Source organism: Acidimicrobiales bacterium (assembly GCA_040219515.1).
Taxonomy (GTDB): Bacteria; Actinomycetota; Acidimicrobiia; order Acidimicrobiales; family Aldehydirespiratoraceae; genus JAJRXC01.
Genome location: JAVJSI010000010.1, coordinates 17,462 through 35,439 on the forward strand (window position 1 = coordinate 17,462; position 17,978 = coordinate 35,439).

15 protein-coding genes are annotated in these 17,978 nt (G+C 68.4%); 4 read left to right on the top strand and 11 right to left on the bottom strand.

The window, feature by feature from the left end; translation table 11 throughout:
* Positions 1-29: 29 nt before the first annotated feature.
* Both RIB98_08540 and RIB98_08545 read left to right on the top strand, forming a co-directional pair.
* Complete coding sequence (locus tag RIB98_08540; GenBank protein ID MEQ8841015.1) at positions 30-1,376, top strand: carotenoid oxygenase family protein; 1,347 nt, start codon at positions 30-32, stop codon at positions 1,374-1,376.
* Entirely contained in the window at positions 1,376-2,938 is a 1,563-nt protein-coding gene (locus RIB98_08545; GenBank protein MEQ8841016.1) for an AMP-binding protein, read from the top strand. The genes RIB98_08540 and RIB98_08545 overlap by 1 nt, the downstream gene beginning before the upstream one ends.
* 12 nt (positions 2,939-2,950) lie before the next feature.
* Here the strand turns inward: RIB98_08545 and RIB98_08550 are convergent, their stop codons facing one another.
* From RIB98_08550 to RIB98_08580, 7 genes are read right to left on the bottom strand one after another with little or no spacing between them, the layout of a single operon-like run.
* Positions 2,951-3,658, bottom strand: coding sequence for an ABC transporter ATP-binding protein (locus RIB98_08550; protein MEQ8841017.1), 708 nt, complete (start codon positions 3,656-3,658; stop codon positions 2,951-2,953).
* Complete coding sequence (locus tag RIB98_08555; GenBank protein ID MEQ8841018.1) at positions 3,655-4,407, bottom strand: ABC transporter ATP-binding protein; 753 nt, start codon at positions 4,405-4,407, stop codon at positions 3,655-3,657. The genes RIB98_08550 and RIB98_08555 overlap by 4 nt, the downstream gene beginning before the upstream one ends.
* Before the next feature lie 23 nt (positions 4,408-4,430).
* On the bottom strand, positions 4,431-5,219 hold the full coding sequence (locus RIB98_08560; protein MEQ8841019.1) for an SDR family oxidoreductase: 789 nt from the start codon (positions 5,217-5,219) through the stop codon (positions 4,431-4,433).
* The gene (locus tag RIB98_08565; protein MEQ8841020.1) at positions 5,216-5,860 is read right to left on the bottom strand and encodes an ATP-binding cassette domain-containing protein; all 645 of its coding nucleotides are present in this window, start codon (positions 5,858-5,860) and stop codon (positions 5,216-5,218) included. Before RIB98_08565 ends, RIB98_08560 begins: the two co-directional genes overlap by 4 nt.
* The gene (locus tag RIB98_08570) at positions 5,857-6,645 is read right to left on the bottom strand and encodes an ABC transporter permease (protein MEQ8841021.1); all 789 of its coding nucleotides are present in this window, start codon (positions 6,643-6,645) and stop codon (positions 5,857-5,859) included. The genes RIB98_08565 and RIB98_08570 overlap by 4 nt, the downstream gene beginning before the upstream one ends.
* Positions 6,642-7,361, bottom strand: coding sequence for a substrate-binding domain-containing protein (locus RIB98_08575; protein ID MEQ8841022.1), 720 nt, complete (start codon positions 7,359-7,361; stop codon positions 6,642-6,644). Before RIB98_08575 ends, RIB98_08570 begins: the two co-directional genes overlap by 4 nt.
* Positions 7,358-7,747: a TOBE domain-containing protein gene (locus RIB98_08580; protein MEQ8841023.1), complete on the bottom strand. Its 390-nt coding sequence runs from the start codon at positions 7,745-7,747 to the stop codon at positions 7,358-7,360. The genes RIB98_08575 and RIB98_08580 overlap by 4 nt, the downstream gene beginning before the upstream one ends.
* Positions 7,748-7,835: 88 nt before the next feature.
* On the opposite strand from RIB98_08580, the gene RIB98_08585 reads away from it, so the two are divergent.
* On the top strand, positions 7,836-8,918 hold the full coding sequence (locus RIB98_08585) for a mechanosensitive ion channel family protein (protein ID MEQ8841024.1): 1,083 nt from the start codon (positions 7,836-7,838) through the stop codon (positions 8,916-8,918).
* A 68-nt stretch (positions 8,919-8,986) separates the two neighbouring features.
* Here the strand turns inward: RIB98_08585 and RIB98_08590 are convergent, their stop codons facing one another.
* The 4 genes from RIB98_08590 to RIB98_08605 form a co-directional block, all read right to left on the bottom strand.
* Positions 8,987-9,658: an O-methyltransferase gene (locus RIB98_08590; protein MEQ8841025.1), complete on the bottom strand. Its 672-nt coding sequence runs from the start codon at positions 9,656-9,658 to the stop codon at positions 8,987-8,989.
* 12 nt (positions 9,659-9,670) lie between these two features.
* Entirely contained in the window at positions 9,671-11,254 is a 1,584-nt protein-coding gene (locus RIB98_08595) for a PDZ domain-containing protein (protein MEQ8841026.1), read from the bottom strand.
* A gap of 111 nt (positions 11,255-11,365) precedes the next feature.
* A complete protein-coding gene (locus RIB98_08600; GenBank protein ID MEQ8841027.1) occupies positions 11,366-14,695 on the bottom strand; it encodes a branched-chain amino acid ABC transporter permease/ATP-binding protein in 3,330 nt (1,109 codons plus the stop codon).
* Positions 14,695-16,902, bottom strand: coding sequence for an MFS transporter (locus tag RIB98_08605; protein ID MEQ8841028.1), 2,208 nt, complete (start codon positions 16,900-16,902; stop codon positions 14,695-14,697). The genes RIB98_08600 and RIB98_08605 overlap by 1 nt, the downstream gene beginning before the upstream one ends.
* Before the next feature lie 142 nt (positions 16,903-17,044).
* Between RIB98_08605 and RIB98_08610 the strand changes: the two genes are divergently transcribed.
* Positions 17,045-17,971, top strand: coding sequence for an SDR family NAD(P)-dependent oxidoreductase (locus RIB98_08610; protein ID MEQ8841029.1), 927 nt, complete (start codon positions 17,045-17,047; stop codon positions 17,969-17,971).
* The last annotated feature ends 7 nt before the right edge of the window (positions 17,972-17,978 follow it).

A 17,978-nucleotide genomic window follows, 5' to 3' on the forward strand; every position in this document is an offset into this window, starting at 1 on the left:
ATAGGTTCGGGTCGAACCGAGGGGGACGAATGACGACGACCGATCCGCAGACCGCCGAGGGCGAGGCCCGTGAGTTGCCGTGGCATCTCCGCGGGAACTTCGGGCCCATCGAGGACGAACTCGATCAGGCCGATCTCGAGGTCGAGGGCGTCATCCCGGAGGCGCTCGACGGCGTCTACATGCGCAACGGGTTCAACCCGGTCTCCGGGTGGAGCGATCACTGGTTCTTCGGCGACGGCATGATCCATGCCGTCGACCTCCGGGAAGGGAAGGCGTCGTACCGGAATCGCTATGTGCGCACGCCCGTGCTCGAGGCCGGCACGGGCGCGTTGTCGATGAAGCCCCAGGACTCGCCGGCCAACACCAACATCGTCCGTCATGCCGGCCGCTACCTCGCGCTCGAGGAGGCGCACGGCGCCTACGAACTCGATGCCGACCTCGACACGATCGGACATCAGACGTTCGGCGGGCAGATCCCGGGAGCGTTCACGGCTCACCCGAAGATCTGCCCGGTCACCGGTGAGATGCTGGCGTTCGGCTACGACGTCGTCGGCCCCGAGTTCCTGCGCTACCACCGCTTCGATGCCGGCGGTGCACTCGTGCAGTCCGAACCGATCGCCCTCCCCCGCGGGGTGATGATGCACGACTTCAACATCACCCGGAACCATGTCATCTGGATGGACCTCCCCGTGTGCTTCGACCTCGATGCGGCCGTGAACGGCGACGCGCCGTTCGGGTGGCGGCCCGAGCACGGAGCCCGCCTCGGCGTGATGCCCCGCACCGGCACCGATGCCGACGTGCGCTGGTTCGAGATCGAGCCGGGCTACGTCTTCCATCCGGTCAACGCCCACGAGGAGGGACCCCGCATCGTGCTCACCGTCTGTCGTTCCGAGCGGGCCATGGCCGGTGGCTTCGACGATATTTCAGCCAAGGCGAGCCTTTGGCGCTGGACGATCGACACTGTCACCGGCGAGGTTGCACAGGAGCAACTCGACGACCGCAAGTCCGACTTCGCCCGGGTCGACGACCGACGGCTCGGACTCGAGGCCACCTTCGGCTACACGATGCAGCTGGGCACGACGCCCGACAATCCGAGCATGGGAACGGAGGTCTACAAGTACGACCTCCGCACCGGTGTGCCCGAGGTACACGACATGGGCGCGGTCACGGGCGGTGAGCCTCTGTTCGTTCCTCGTACCGACGGCGGCGCCGAGGACGACGGCTGGATCATGTTGTACACCTACGACCCCGAGGCCGATCGCAGTGAGCTGCGCATCATCGATGCGCAGGACTTCGGCGGTGACCCGGTCGCCCGGGTGTTCACCCCCCGACGGGTGCCCTACGGCGCCCACGGCAACTGGATGGCTCGCGGCTGATGGCCATCCTTCTCGAGTCCCACGCGGCCGCTCACCCCGACCGTCCGGCGCTCATCGACGAGGACGGCACCACCACCTGGGCCGAGCTGTGCGACCGGGTGATCCGGTTGTCCAACGGCTTCGCCGCTCGAGGCATCGGCTCGGGCGACACGATCGCCGTCATGATGGGCAATCGTCGTGAGCTCTACGAGGTACTTCTCGCCGCGGCCCACACCGGGTTCACCGTCGTCCCCGTGAACTGGCACTGGGTGGCCGACGAGCTGGCCTACGTGATCGAGGACTCGGGTGCCCGGGCGCTCGTCGTGGGCGAGCGGTTCGCCGACGTCGCGACGACGGCACTCGCCGATCCTCGTGCCGCGGGGATCGAGTTCTCGGTCGTTGCCGGCACGGACGCGGACCGCACCGGCCTCGACGCCTACGAGACGCTGGTGGCCGACGGCAGCGACACACCGCTCACCGAGCAGCTCCTCGGCGGGCCGATGTTCTACACCTCGGGCACCACCGGTCGGCCCAAGGGCGTGCGCGGCATGCTCTCCGGTGGGCAGGGCATTCCGAGCGAGATCTTCTCGCTGATCAGCGCCAGCATGAATGAGTTCGTGCCGGCCGATGGCACCACGCTCCTGGCGGGCCCGGCCTACCACTCGGCCCAGTGGGCGTTCAGCTTCATGCCCCTCGTCAACGGCTCGACCGTGGTGATGCGGCACAAGTTCGATGCGGCCGAGACCCTTCGGCTCGTCGATGCCCACGGCGTCACCAACACCCACCTCGTGCCCACCCAGTTCAAGCGGATGCTCGACCTTCCCGAGACGGTCCGCTCGAGCTTCGACGGCTCATCGCTCACTGCGCTCTGGCACGGCGCCGCGCCCTGCCCACCCCCGTGGAAGAAGGCGATGATCGAGTGGGTGGGGCCGCTCGTGCACGAGTACTACGGCTCGACCGAAGGCGCGTTCATCTCGACCATCCGGGCCGAGGACTGGCTTCTTCGTGGGGGCAGCGTCGGTCGGCCGCTGCCGACGATGGAGGTGTTCGTCGTGGACGACGACGGCAACCATCTCGGTGCCGACGAAACCGGCACCCTCTACTTCAAGAGCGCGATGGGTGCGGACTTCGAGTACCACAACGACCCCGACAAGACCGCGGCGGCACACCTCGAGCCGGGTGTCTTCACGACCGGCGACATCGGCCATCTCGACGGCGACGGCTACCTGTGGCTCTCCGATCGCAAGATCGACATGATCATCTCCGGTGGGGTCAACATCTACCCCGCCGAGATCGAGGCGGTCCTGGCCGACCACGAGGCCGTCGTGGACGTCGCCGTCATCGGGGTGCCCAACGACGAGTTCGGCGAAGAGGTGAAGGCAGTCGTGCAGGTCGCCGAGAACGTCGTCGACACCGCGGGCGTCGAGGCCGACCTGATGGCCTCGTGTGGCATCCTCCTGGCCGGCTACAAGCGTCCCCGGTCGATCGACTTCATCGCCGAGATGCCTCGTACCGGCACGGGCAAGATCCTCAAACGTGAGCTTCGCGAGCCCTATTGGGCCGATGTCGATCGCGTGATCTGAGGCTCGTCCCCGTCAGCCGAGGTAGCCGGCTTCGATGCGACTGGGGTCGGCTCGGAGCTCGGCCGCGTCGCCGTCGAGTACCACCTGGCCGTTGACCATCACGACGGCACGGTCGGCGAGTTCGAGCGCCAGATGGATGTGTTGTTCGACGACGACCACGGCGGCTCCCAGCTCGTCGGCGACCCGGCGGACGACGGGCAGCATCTCCTCGACGATGACCGGCGCCAACCCGAGACTCATCTCGTCGACGAGCAGCAGGTCGGGTTCGGTCACAATCGCGCGGGCGACCGCCAGCATCTGCTGTTCGCCACCCGACAGGAGACCGGCCTTGCGGTCGAGCAGGGGGGCAAGGGCGGGGAAGACGTCGACCGCACGGTCGTAGGCGGCTCGGCGATCACGTCGTTTCAGGCCGGGCGCGAGGCGCAGGTTCTCCTTCACCGTGAGCCCCGGAAAAAGGGATCGGTCCTCGGCGACATGGGCCACCCCTCGCCGAGCGACACGGTACGGGTGACGACTGTCGGTCGGCCCACCGAGCACGTCGATCTCGCCACCGATGATCGGTAGGAGTCCGGAGATCGTGCGAAGGGTGGTGGTCTTGCCCGCGCCGTTGGGTCCGAGCAGGGCCACGACCTCGCCGCCCTCCACCGTCAGATCGAGGCCGCGGACCACGGCCACCCCGTCGTAGCCGGCGTCGAGACCGGTGAGTCGCAGGACCGTCATGTCTGTGCCGCGCGGCCGAGGTAGGCGCTCACGACGGCCGGGTCGGCGCGGATCTCGTCCGGGGTGCCGGACGCGATCACCATGCCGAAGTCGAGGACGTGGATGTGGTCGCAGACGTCGAGCACGAGGCCCATGTCGTGATCGATGAGGATCACCGTGACCCCGGTGGCGGCGATGGCCCGCAGCCGGTCGCCCAGGGCCAGGCTCTCGGCGGAGTCGAGGCCGGCGGCCGGCTCGTCGAGAAGGAGCACCTTGGGGTCGGCGGCGAGCGCGCGGGCGACCCCGACGAGTCGGCGCCGTCCATGGCTCAGATCGGCGGGCAGACGATGGCGGTCGTCGGCGACGCCCAGAAGCTCGAGGGCGGCTTCCACGGCGGGTTCCGGTGGGGTGGTGCGGCGGGGCACGAGCGCATCGAGGACGAATTGCCACCACGGGGCCCGGTGGGCGGCGGCGGCGAGATTGTCCTCGACCGTGAGGTCCTCGAAGAGTTCGAGGGTCTGGAAGGTCCGAACCAGGCCGAGGCGGGCTCGCTCGTTGGCGCTGAGCCCACTGATGTCGCGGCCGTCGAGCTCGACCTGTCCCTCGGTGGGCACCATTCCCGTGATGGCATCGATGAACGTGGTCTTGCCCGCGCCGTTGGGACCGATCAGCCCGGTGATGCCGCCGGCGTCGACGGTGAGATCGACGTCGTCGAGCGCCCGGAGGCCGCCGAACGACACGGACAACGAGACGGTGCGCAGCAGTGACATCGGACGGTCACGGTAGGCCGTGGTCACACCGCCGTCCATCCTCCGTCGACGGGGATGACGGTGCCGGTCATGAACGAGGAACTGTCGGATGCCAGCAGCAGCAGCACGCCATCGAGTTCTCCCTCGACACCGGCGCGGCCCATCGGTGCGCCGTCGACCATGTAGGCCGAGGAACGGTCGTCGCGGAACATCTCGCCGTTCATCTCCGTCTCGAACCATCCCGGCGCGATGGCGTTGACCCGCACGCCCTTGCGGGCCCACTCCGAGGCCAGCTCTCTCGTGAGGTTGTGGATCCCGCCCTTGGCCGCCGCGTAGCCCGGGACCCGCAGCCGCCCGCCGGCGACCTCGCCGAGCACCGAGCCGATGTTGATGATGCTGAGCGGGTGCGCGGCGTCGATGGCCCACTTCGCGGCAGCACGAGCCACGCCGTAGGGCGCCACGAGATCGATCTCGATCTCGCGGCGGAACCTCTCGACGTCGAAGTCCAGGGCCGGTACGGCGGAGCTCACCCCGGCGTTGTTCACCACGATGTCGATCCGGTCGTAGTGCGCGAGCGCGGCGTCGACGAGGTCGTCGCCGGCTCCGGGCGCGGTGAGGTCGATGGGCACCGCGTGGGCATCGGGGAGTGCGGCGACGAGGGCATCGAGCCGGTCGGCGCGGCGGGCGGCGACCACGACCCGTGCCCCGGCGGCCGAGAGCACCCGGGCGAAGCGCTCGCCGAGCCCCGAGCTGGCGCCGGTCACGACGGCGACGCGCCCGTCGAGCCGAAACCCGGCCAGGGGGTCGAGTGCGCCGGTCGTGTCGGAGGTCATGACCGGAGAGTCTTGCGCACCACAGTGCCGTCGAAGGAGATGCGCGCCGCCCCCGGGTCGATGTCGGCCTGGTCGTGAGAAACCCACACGACCGTCTGGTGCGTCGCGCCGTGAAGCCGATCGCGGATGAACGCGCGGCCGGCTTCGTCGATCGCGGCGAGTGGTTCGTCGAGCAGCAGCACCTCGGCGGGGGTGGCCAGGGCTCTCGCGAGCGCCGCTCGCTGGCGTTGTCCGACGGAGAGTTCGGCCGGCCGGCGTCGGGAGAGGTCGGCGAGTCCCACTGCGTCGAGGTGGGAACGAGCGGCGGCGCGGGCCGGACGGGCCCGCTCGCCCCGCCGCCGAGCCGGGAACGCGACGTTGTCGAGTACCGACAGGTGGGGGAACAGACGGTGATCCTGGAACGCCATGGCGATCGGGCGCTGGTGGGCGGGAACGAACCGGCCGTCGGCGGGGGCGTCGACGATCCGACCGTCGAGCTCGACGGTCCCGTCGTCCAGCGCCTCGAGACCGGCGATGAGCCGGAGCAGCGTCGACTTCCCGACGCCGTTCGGACCGACCACGAATGTCACGCCGGCGCCGATCTCGAGGTCGATGTCGAGTGCGAGTTCGCCGCGGGTCGAGCGGCCGTGGACCGAGATCATCGCGTGAGCCACCGGCCCCGCAGCACCGCGAGCACGCTGAGGCTCACCGCCAGCAGCAGCACGCTCACGGCGATTGCGGTCTCCGGGTCCTGTTCGAGGGCGAGAAAGGTCTCGACCGGCAGCGTCCGGGTTCGGCCGCCGAGGCTGCCGGCGAAGGTGATCGTGGCCCCGAACTCACCGAGCGCCCGAGCCCAGGACAGCGCCACGCCGGCGGCCACCGCCGGTCGCAACACCGGCAGGGTCACGTGGACGAAGGTCCGCCACGGCGATGCGCCAGTGGCGGCGGCTGCCTCTTCGAGGTCGACGCCGCCGTCTCGCAATGCCGACTCGACCGTGGTGACGAAGAAGGGGAGGGCCACGAACGACGCCGCCACCACGGCGCCGGCGGTGGTGAAGGGGAGCGTGACGCCGAGCCCGCGGTCGAGCCATTCGCCGAAGAGTCCGCGACGGCCGAGGGCGAACAACAACGCGGTGCCGCCGACCACCGGCGGCAGCACCATCGGGAGGAGGACGAGGACCCGGAGCGCGCTGATGAGGGGATGGTCGTGGCGGGCGAGGACCCACGCCAACGGAAGGCCGAGGACGATGCAGACCAGCGCGGCGCTCAGCGAGACGATCAACGAGATCCGGACGGCGTCGAGGATCTCCGGCGAGGTGAGCCGGGTCGCCATCGTCGACCACGGGGCGCGTTGGAGCAGTCCCACCACCGGCAGCGCGAGCAGGGCCACACCGACGACCGCAGGGATGGCGATCGGGAGGGGTGTGCGCCTCGGCGGTGCGGTCACGAGACGATGAACCCGTCGTCGGACAGGAGTCGACGGCCGGCCGGCGACCGGAGGAAGTCGACGATCTCGTGGGCGGAACCGTGCACGGCAACGGCGAGATACTCGGTGACGAACGGATCCAGCTCGGCGGCGCGAAGGGTCTCGAGTCCGAGGTCGGCGGCGTCGGTGGCATAGACCAGCCCGGCGTCCAGCTCGCCGGTTTCGATCTTCAGGGCGAGGGCTCGCACGTTGGGCTCCTCGGTGTCGACGGCGACGTCGATCGAGAGCGCGGTCTCGGCCTCGGCGGCCAGGCGTCCGCACGGTACTTCGGCGGCGCACACCCCGAGGAGGAGGGTGGGGTCCTCGAGGTCGGCCAGGTCGTCGAGTCGGCCCGGGTTGCCGGGGGCGAGGGCGACGACGAGCCGATTGCCGGCGATGACGACGGGCTCGCCCTCGACGAGTCCTCGGGCGACGGCGTCCCGCATCGTCTCGGCGTCGGCGGTGATCAGCACGTCGGCTCGGGCCCCGTCGGCGAGTTGGCGCACGAGACGGCTGCTGCCGGCGATCACCCAGGCGGTCTCGGTGCCGAGCGCGTCGTCGACCGGTTCGGTCACGCCGGTCAACGACGAGGGCACCATCGCCACCGTGCCGGTGTCGTCGCCGCAGCCTGGCGTCAGGAGCGTGAGGGTGGCCAGGAGGCCGGCCAGCCCGCGCCGCAGCGGTGTCGTGAAGATCATGGTGTCTCGATGACCACGTTCGTCGACTTGATGGACGCGACGGCGGGCGACCCCACGTCGAGCCCGAGCGCGTCGACTGCCTCGGACGAGATCAGCGAGACGATCCGGTGGGGACCGGCCTGGATCTCGACCTGCGCCATCACCTTGTCGCGTACGACCCGGGTCACGAGCCCGGGGAATCGGTTGCGGGCCGAGACCGACGCTGCGCCCTCATCGGGTTGCTCGCCCAGTTCGAGGGCGACTCGGGCCAGTTCGGTACCGAGTACCTCGCGATGGCCGCCCTCGGTGCGGGAGGTCTCGAACCGGCCCTGGTCGGCCCAACGGCGGACGGTGTCCACGCTCACGCCGAGAAGTCGGGCGGCTTCGCCCATACGAAACTGGTGCATGCGGGCACAGAGTATCAAGAATCTTAGATCTGCGAGATATCTGGTCCGGTCCACCGGCCGTGCAGGGTCCCGCCGTAGTTTCGCGGGCATGACCTCCTTCCAGGCCGCCGAACCCGCCGTTGCCGATGCCTGTGGCGATGAAGATGCCTCGTTCCTCTGCGAGAAGGTCTTCGAGTGGACGGACAGCGAGACCCTCGCCCGGGCGGCGGAGTGGCTCCTCGACCGCCCCATCCGGATCGTCTTGATCGTGATCCTCGCCTGGGTGGCCTCCCGGGTGCTGCAGCGTGTCATCGGCCGGTTCGTGAGGCGGGTGGCCGCGTCGCCGACCGATCAGCGCTTCCAGGCCCTACGCGAGCGGGGCCCCGGCCGGCTGCTCATCGAGGAGACCGAACAGAAGCGGGCGTCGGCCCGAGCCGAGACGATCGGGCTCGTCCTGCGGAGCCTCGCCGCCGCCGGCGTGTGGTCGATCGCCTCGCTGTTGGTGCTCGGCCAACTCGACATCGACCTGGCCCCGCTGATCGCCGGCGCCGGCATCGGCGGCATCGCCCTGGGGTTCGGTGCGCAGTCCGTGGTGCGCGATTTCCTGTCCGGACTGTTCATGCTGATCGAGGACCAGTACGGGGTCGGCGACATCATCGACATCGGGCCGGCCACCGGCACCGTCGAGAAGGTCTCACTCCGCTCGACGGCCATCCGAGACATTCAGGGAACGGTGTGGCACGTGCCCAACGGCGAGATCACCCGGGTCGGCAACTTCAGTCAGCTCTGGTCGCGAGCGCTCATCGACGTCGAGGTGGCCTACGACACCGACATCGAGTTCGCCCAGGGCGTGATCCAGCGCGTGGCCGACGAGTTGTGGGACGACGGGCGGTGGGGCGGCGACGAGGTCATGGAGCGCCCCGAGGTGTGGGGCGTCCAGAGTCTGGGCTCGGACTCCGTCGCCATCCGACTGGTCGTCAAGACCGAACCGTCGGAGCAGTGGAGGGTGGAACGCGAGCTCCGCATGCGGCTCAAGAACGCCCTCGACGCGGCGGGCATCGAGATCCCGTTCTCACAGCGCACGGTCTGGCTCCGCCACCAGGGCGACCATCCGGTACCGCCGGCGCCCGACCCCGCTTCGGTCGTCACCCATCCGCCGGCCGAGGCGCACGACGACGAAGCGTCGGTCTAGGCATCCCACGAGCGCAACGGGGGTCTGACCCCAACTGCAACGGGGGTCTGACCCCCGTTGCAACGGGGTTATGGGGAGCGGCGGCGGATCATCGTGACGCCGTCACCGATGGTGAGCTGTGCGACGTCGACGCGGTCGTCGGTGGCCAGGAAGTCGTTGAGCTCCCGCAGGGCCGTCGTGTTCTCGTCGTCGGAGCCGGAGCCGGAGTCGGGGAGCACGGCACCGGACCAGAGGGTGTTGTCGATGAGGATCACGCCGTTGGGCGCCAACCGCTCGAGGATCGCCTCGTAGTAGCTGCGATAGCCGGGCTTGTCGGCATCGATGAAGGCGAAGTCGATCGCCGGCTCGGCCGGGAGCGCCTCGAGTGTCTCGATGGCGGGCGCGATCTCGAGGTCGATGCGGTCGGCGATGCCGGCCATCTCCCAGTGTTCGCGCCCGATCGAGGTCCATTCCTCGCTCACGTCACAGCAGAGCAGACGACCGCCCGGGGCCAGGCCCCGAGCGATGCAGATGGCCGAGTACCCCGTGAAGGTGCCGACTTCCACCGCGAACGACGGTTGCAGCGTGGACACGAGGATGTGCATGAACGCGCCCTGATCGGGCCCGATCTGCATCATCGCCGCGCCTCCAGCCCGCTCGGTCGTGGCCGCGATCAGTGCGGTCAGGACCGAGTCCGGCTGCTGACTGTGCCCTGCGGCGTAGTCGGCGATGCCGGATTGGGCGATGGAGGGGCGGTTCATGGCGGAGCGAACCTAGATGTTGGCGATGAAGGTGTTGAGGGCCTGATCGGCGGCTTCGAGGTCTCGCTGCGACGGGGCCTGGACCTCGACGCGCACGAGATAGTCCGCATCGACCGGGGCTGCCGCGAGGATGATGTAGTAGGTCTCGGTGCCGCCACAGCTGCCGTAGATCTGCAGGGTGCCCACGTAGAGACCGTCGTCGTAGGGCTCGGCCCCGAGATCCTCACACACCTCGGAGAAGTTGCGCTCCTGGAGGAGGAGGTCGATGTCCGAGGCCGGACGGTCGGGGGCCGACTCGACGATGATGCCGGGGACTTCCCAGCTGTCGAGATAACCCTGGAGATCGGGCGACGCCCAGATGCTCGGTCCGAAGTCGGGGTTGGCAGAACCGTCGACGTCGCTCCACGAGGCGGGGATCGACACCGAGATCAGGCCCGAATCGTCGGTGGCCGTGACGTAGGTGTAGGGCGCCTCGCCGCTGCCGACGTCGCCGCTGGTGTCACCCATGGACTCGCCGCCTTCCTCGATGACGGTCTGGGTGATGAGCGGCACCTCGATCGCCTCGCCGTTGACCTGACCGGTGAGGACCAGGTCGAGCGAGGGACGATAGACCTCGATGTCCATGGTTGCATCGGCACCCTGGGTGCGCAGCACGTCGCAGTAGTCGCTCATCGTGCCGTCGGTGGCGAGCACGAGGTTCTCGAGGGTGATCAGCACGTCGCCGGGCTCGATGCCGGCGTCGTCGGCGGGCGAGCCGCTCTCGACGCTGGCGATGAAGATGCCGGAGAGGCCGTTGTCGAAGAGCTGTGCCGTGCCGTTGATGCCCAGTGAGTCGACGTCCTGGCCGGCGATGAGCTGGTCGAGGACCGGGCGGGCGTCCTGCGCGGCGATGGCGAAGTTGGTGTCGAACTGGTCGTTGCCGGCGTAGTTGACGCCGACGACATCGCCGAACTCGTCGACGAGCGGGCCGCCGGAGTTGCCACCGAGGATGCGGGCGTCGTGCTGGAGCACACCGTCGACCGAGGCCCACGAGGTCTCGCCGCTGGCGTTGACCGAGCCGACGATGCCGTTGGTGAGGGTGTAGTCGAGGTTGTCGAAGTCGATCTCGTCGGACGCCGGGAAGCCGGCCGAGAAGACCTCGATACCGACCGTGACCTCGTCGTCGCGGAACTCGAGGGGTGTGTAGCCGTCGCCATCGAGATCGATGACCGCGAGGTCGCTGCACTCGCTCACGCCGAGGATCCTGGCGTTCATCGGATCGCCGTCGGAGAAGCTCACCGCGAGGGTGGCGGCGCCCTGCACGACATGGTTGTTGGTCACCACGAGACCGTCCTCGCTGATGACGAAGCCGGTGCCGGTGAAGCCGACGTTGAAGGCCGCCGCGCCGCCCGAGTCGACGAAGGTGCCCTGTCCCTGGATCTGCACGACCGAGGCTTCGACATCGGAGATCTGGAAATCGGTGTCGGCCGCTGCCGTGGTGGTGCCGTCGTCGCCCACGGTCGTACTCGACGTGTCGCCGCCGGCGATGGCGTCGCTACTGTCACCTCCGCCACATGCGGCGCCCACCAACGCCAAAACCATCAGTGCCACTGCCATCCGCCGCATATCGGCTCCCTTCGTCGTTCGACATATTGGCAGGTAGAACGCGAAGAGTGGTGATCGACCGAGAAGAATGTCGAGCTCGCCGGTGCGGCCGGCGGGAGCGGATCAGTTGTCGCTGCGGTCGATCGCCCGGTCGTCGGTGCCGAGGTAGCTCGCGATGACGAGTGGGTCGTTGCGCACGGTCTCGGGATCGCCCTCCGCGATCACCGACCCGGCCTCGAGGCAGTACACCCGATCGCTGATGCTCATGATCAACGGCATGTCGTGTTCGATGATGAGCATCGAGGCACCCATTTCCCGACGGATCTCCTGAATGAGCGGCCCGAATGCCTCGGTTTCGCGCTGGGCGACGCCGGCCGTCGGTTCGTCGAGGCACAGCACGTCGGCATCGACGGCGAGGAGGCCGCTGAGCTCGACGATGCGTCGGGTGCCGGTCGACAGATCGGAGATGAACGAATCGGCATAACGACCGAGGCCCAGGAAGTCGATGAGCTCGTTGGCTTCGCTGCGCTTGCGGCGTTCCGTGGCCATGTCGAGGAAGAGCGCGCTGCGAGCGAACGACGAGCGATGCCGGCCTTCGAGCGCGACCTGGATGCACTCGCGCACCGTGAGCTCGGGAAAGAGCGTGGCGGCCTGGAAGGTGCGGCCCAGGCCGAGCGTGGCGCGCACGGGCGAGCCGAGCGACTCGACGTTTCGGCCCAGCAGTTCGATCCCGCCCGCGGCGGGCACGTAGCCGCCGATCGCGTTCATGAGGGTGGACTTGCCGGCACCGTTGGTGCCGATCAGCCCGACGATCTCGTCCTTGCCGACCTCGATGCTGACGCCCGACACCGCGACGTTTCCGCCGAAGCGGACGCTCACGTCATGGGTGGCGAGGGTGACCGACCGCCCGGCGGCCGAGACGTTGAGGTTCGGATACTCGCGAGCAGGACGGGGCGCGGCAGCGGCGACGTCACGGTGGAACCATCGGGTGATGAGCGCGGGCCACAGGAACGGGATCACCGGCTCGAGGAGCAGGTAGAGCGAGTAACCGGCCTTGGTGCCGCGCGAACCGAGGTGGGCAGCCGAGGTCTGCGAGATCTCGACGAGCACCGCGAGGGCCCAGACACCCGAGACGGCGGCGAGGGCCATGTAGATGCCGAACCAGCCGTTGTCGCCGTCGCCGAGGAGGTGGTCGTAGGCGGTGTAGGCGGTGACACCGATGCTCGCGACCTTCAGGACGATCGTGATGCCGCTGAGGACGAACTCGACCATCGGCGAGGTCCGGTCGGGGGCCGGAGTGGTGGCCTCGCCGCCCCGTCGGAGTGCGTCGGGAGCGGTCGCTGAGCGGCCGACCCTCAAGTGCTCGTAGCGGGGCTCGACCCGGGCGACGATGCCGTCACGGACGCGGTAGAAGAGTTGGACGAAGCCGCCCGGGAAGTACATCAGCATCAAGAGGAAGCCGATGCTGCTGGTGAGCAGGCTGATCAGGGTGTTGTCGGGGAAGAGCGTGGGCAGTCCCTTCACCCAGAATGCGCCGATGACCGGGCCGATGACCGACCCGAGGCCACCGATGACGACCATGTTGACCACCTGTAGCGAGTCGGCGATCTGGAAGTGCGCCTCGCTGAAACGGATCTGCCGGGTGGCGTTGCCGAAGATCGCCCCGCCGAGACCGGCGATGCCACCGGCCACCGCGAAGGCCGTGAGCTTCATCCGTACGGGCGACACGGTGTAGGCGGACGCGGTGTCGGCGTTGTCACGCACGGCGATGATCGACCGGCCGACACCCGACCGCCGGAGTCGCCCGACGACCAGGATCGTGAGGGCGAGACAACCCACCGAGAAGTAGAAGAAGGTGCGCTGGTCCTGCAGGTCCCACCCGAAGAGCCAGCCGCGTTCGAAGGTGACCGAACTCTCGTTGTTGCTGAAGAACGGACGTTGGTAGATGTACTTCTCGGCCGCGATGGCGAAGGCGAACGTGGAGATCGCGAGCATGATGCCGCGCACCCGGAGCGCGCCGATGCCGGTGATGGCCGCGACGCCGGCGGTGAAGAACACGGCCAGGATGATCGACGGGATCGTCGGGATGCCGCTCCACTCGACGTCGAGGAGTCGGTTGCTGCCGTAGCCGATGTCGAGCTCGACGCCACGGTTGAACGCCGCAGCACTCAGCGCACCGATGCCGGCGTAGGCCATCTGGGCGAGCGAGACCTGGCCCGACCAGCCGGTGATGACCGTGAGCGAGGCGGTGACGATCGCGAAGGCGGCGATGGTGCTGTAGAGGAAGAACTGCGACGGTTTGATCCGGTCCGGTGGCATGTCCCAGAACCAGATGAACCGGTCGGCCCACTCGAACAACGTCTCGTGGTGCAGGGTGGCCAGGACCACGACGACCAAGAGGAAGCCGATGGCGATCCTCGGCATGTGGCGGATCCACCACACCCGCTGGAGATGCACGGGCAGCGGTGTGATCTTCGGCGCGAAGCTCAGCGGCGATTCGTCGTTGTTGCCTCGACTCTGCCAGTAGAGCGCCACGATGACGGCGATGAACACCAGCAGCGTGGACAGGCCGGGGTCTCGCGTGAAGTTGAAACCGAAGATGTTGTCGGCCAGGGCGATCGCTATGCCGCCGGCCATCGCGCGGGGAAACGAGCGCATACCGGCGATGACCGCCGCGGCGAGCGCATTGGTGAGGGTGAACGGGCCCAGGTTCTCGATGCCCGTCGCCGCCTTGCCGCTGCTGAGCAGGATCATCGACAGGGTGGCGATGAAGCCGCCGAGCGTCCACACGACGGTGGAGACCACGTGGGGATTGATGCCCGAGAGACGGCTCAGCTCCGGGTTGTCGGCCGAGGCGGTGATCGACTTGCCGAAGGTGGTGCGGCTCATCATGAGCCCCAGCAGGATGGCGACGATCGGGACGACGAGAAGGATCTGGACCTCGGGGCCCTTGATCAGGATGCCGTCGTCCTCGGCCACGCCGAGGAACTCGAGTGCGGAGAATTCGCCCCCGACGCCGTCCCAGCTCTTTCCGATGGCCGCGGGATAGCGGGTCTGGGAGCCCTCGATCTCGGGGAACGCCAACAACACGATCGCGCGCCAGAAGTCGGCTATGGCCACGGTGGCGATGAGCAACACGATGCGCGGTCGATGGAAGAGCCGTTTGACGACCGTGACCTCGGTGACGAAGCCGAGCAGGGCGCCGACGATCAGGGAAAGGGCCAGTGCCGGCCAGAACGGCCAACCCCAGTTGATCATCAGCAGGGCGAACAGTGCGGCGCCGGGCAGGCCCATGTTGCCCACCGCGAAGTTGATGACCCGGGTGGAGCGGTAGATGAGCACGATGCCCATGGCCAGGAGCCCGAAGACCAGGCCCTGGACGATCGTCCAGAAGAGGATCTGGCGCGTGACCCACGCGCCGAGCAACATCGTGGTGCCGAGGGTGGCGTCCATCAGCCGCCTTCTTTGCCGAGGAAGACGGCGCGAGCGAGATCGTCACGCTCGGCCAACTCCTGGGCGGAGCCCTCGAAGCGGACCTGGCCCTTCTCGAGGAAGATCGCCCGGTCGGACACGGCCAGGGCGACGTTGAGCGACTGCTCGACGATGATCATCGTCTGTCCGGCCGCGCGCAGGCTGTCGATGTGAGTGAGCAGGTCCTGCACCACCGTGGGCGCCAGTCCGAGACTCAGCTCGTCAATGATCAGCAGGTCCGGCTCGTGCAGCATGACGCGGGCGAGCGCCAGCATCTGCTGCTGGCCGCCGGACAGATCACCGGCTCGTTCGTCGAGCCGATCCGCGAGCGCCGGGAACATCTCGAGCACCCGAGCGATACGGCGGCGGACGTCGGCGGGGTCGTCGCGGTACTGGTAGGCGCCGACCTCGAGGTTGTCGCCGATGGTCAGGCTGGGCCACACGCCCTTGCCGCCGGGCAGCATCTGGATGCCGCGCTTGGCCCGTTCTTCGGGGCTGGCGAACGTGCAGGTCTTGCCGTGGTAGCGCACCACGCCGCGCTCGGGGGTCTCCAGACCGGCGATCACCTTGAGGATCGTCGACTTGCCCGCACCGTTGGTCCCCAGCAGGGCGAGCGTCTCGCCCTTGGCGACGTCGAACGACACGTCGAAGAGGACCTGGACCTGGCCATAGCTGAAGTCGATGTGGTTGACCTGCATCACGGGGATGTCGACGTCGTTGGACACGAGATCGAAGTAGGCCTGCTCCTCCTGGAGCTCCTCGACGACGAGCGAGAGGTCTCGGCGGATCGCCCGGCTTCCCTTGATGATGTTGTAACCGCCGATCGGCATCGCGACGATGGCCAGTGAGGTGATGGCGAACCTTTCGCCCCACTCGTCCTGCAGGAATCCGCTGAGCAGGCCGCCGCCGAGGCCGCCGATCGCCACCATGAAGAAGGTGATGATCGCGGTGCCCATGCCCCGGAGTCGGTAGGGGACGACGCCCTGCACGGACGGCTGGATCATCGCGAACGCGGCGCCCAGGAATGTGCCCGACAGCGTGGCAAGGATGGCGAACAGCCACACGTTGGGCATCGCGTACTGGATGGGGATGAGGATGCCGACCGGGATGAGGAGCGAGCCGACGATGCGAAGGGCGCGATCGGGCGCCTTGCGGAACGTTCGGTCGAAGCGGCTGCCGATGAAGGGGAGGAACAGGATGATCAGCGCGCCGGTGGGCGCCACCGCGTAGCCGCGTTCGAGCGCATCGAGCCCGAACTCCTCCTCGAGGTAGAAGGACTGGATCGAGCCGGCCGGGAAGAGGGCGAAGCCGATCGCCGCCAGGCCGATCGTCATGGAGCGGACGGTGTCGATGCGCCAGATGCGGTTGAACGCGGCGCCGACGGAGATCGGGATCTCGTCGACGTCGCTGCCGAAGCTGTGCCCGAGCACGTCCTTCTTCTCCCACTGACCTCGCTCCGGTTCGGGGATGGCGAAGGCGAGGATCGCCAGTACGGCGACGGGGATGCCCAGGAGCAGGTAGGCCCATCGCCAGCCCTCGACGCCGCCCGCCCACACCGCGATCGCGCCGACGAGTACAGGGCTGGCCGCGTTGAAGACGCGCCCGACCGCGGCGTTGAGCGAATACATCCGACCGCGGATCGCGATCGGGTACGCATCGGCGAGCAATGTCGAGTGGACGGTGATGGTGTTCGCCTTGGACATGCCCGTGAAGAAGCGGGTCCAGAAGAACATGAAGGCGTTGACGGCGAGGCCGCCGAGGAAGGCGAAGATCGCGAAGCCCATGCTCGCGATCGCGACGATCGGTCCGCGCTTGTAGCGGTCGGCGAGGTAGCCCATGGGGCCGGCGCCGAGGACGAAGAACACGATCGAGGCCACCGAGATCTGCGTGATGGCGCCATCGGAGACCCCGAAGGTCTCGCCGATGTCCGGGCCGAGGATGTTGACCGCCGCGCTCTCGAGCTCGTCGAGGGAGTTGAGGGCGAGCAGCACGAGGAAGGTGTAGGAGCCGCCCTTGGCGAAGCCTTCCTTGAGGGTCATCTCCTCGGACCCGACGCCGGGGAGGAGGTCGTCGGCGAAGAGCACCTCCTTCGAGCGGGCGGCCTGCGCGGCCTGCCGGGATGCCTCCTCGTCGAGCACCGATGCCGTCAGCGACCTCGCCGACCCCGCGTCTGTTTGCGAATCGCTCACCCTCGAATCCCCCGGGCCCTGTCCCTCGATGCGTCCCCATGGGCGGAGATGCAGAGGCGCACACTACTCGTCGCCCTCGTTTCGTTCCTAGCCGTGCGGTGCTAAACAACGCATCGTTGCCCGATGAACGGAAACCTCACGAATGGCATTCGAAACGACGACGCACGACGTGATCGCCGGAGTCGACCTGCACGGCCCCGTGGCGGTGGTCACCGGCGCAACCACGGGCCTCGGTCGCGAGACGGCGCGTACCCTGGCCTCGGCCGGGGCCCATGTCGTCGTCTGTGGAAGGACGGCGGCGAAGTGCGAGGCGGCGATGGAGGCGATCGTCGAGGCCCATCCCGACGCATCGCTCGAGTTCGAGGCCTTCGACCTCGGCGATCTCGCGACCGTTCGCGTCGCCGCTGACGCGATCGCAGAGCGACACCCGTCGATCTCCATCCTGATCAACAACGCCGGTGTGATGTTCACGCCCGAGGGGCGAACCGCCGACGGGTTCGAGACCCAGTTCGGCACGAACCATCTCGGGCACTTCGTCTTCACCAATCACCTGCTGCCCTCGCTGCGAGCGGCGGCGCCGAGCAGGATCGTGAACCTCTCCAGCGCGGGCCACGGTATGAGCGACATCGTGTGGGACGACCCGAACTTCGACGCCCGCCCCTACGACAAGTTCGAGGCCTACGGGCAGTCGAAGACGGCCAACATCTTGTTCACCGTCGGGCTCGAGGCCCGCGTCGCCACCGACGGCGTCCGGTCCAACGCAGTGCACCCCGGCATGATCATGACCGACCTGGCCCGCCACATGGACCAGCGGGACATGGAGGAACTCGGCGCCCGCGCCTCGAATCGGGCCGGGGAGGGCAGTGGCGGCGGACTTCCCCGGTTCAAGTCGATCGAGCAGGGCGCGGCCACCTCGGTCTTCGCTGCGGTGTCGCCGTCCCTCGAGGGAGTCGGTGGCCGCTACCTCGACGACGCCGATTTCGGTGACCCTGCGGCCTACGCGGTCGCCCCCGACGCGGCCGAGCGGCTGTGGACGATGTCCGAGAGGCTCGTCGGCGAGACCTTCTGAGGTCCGC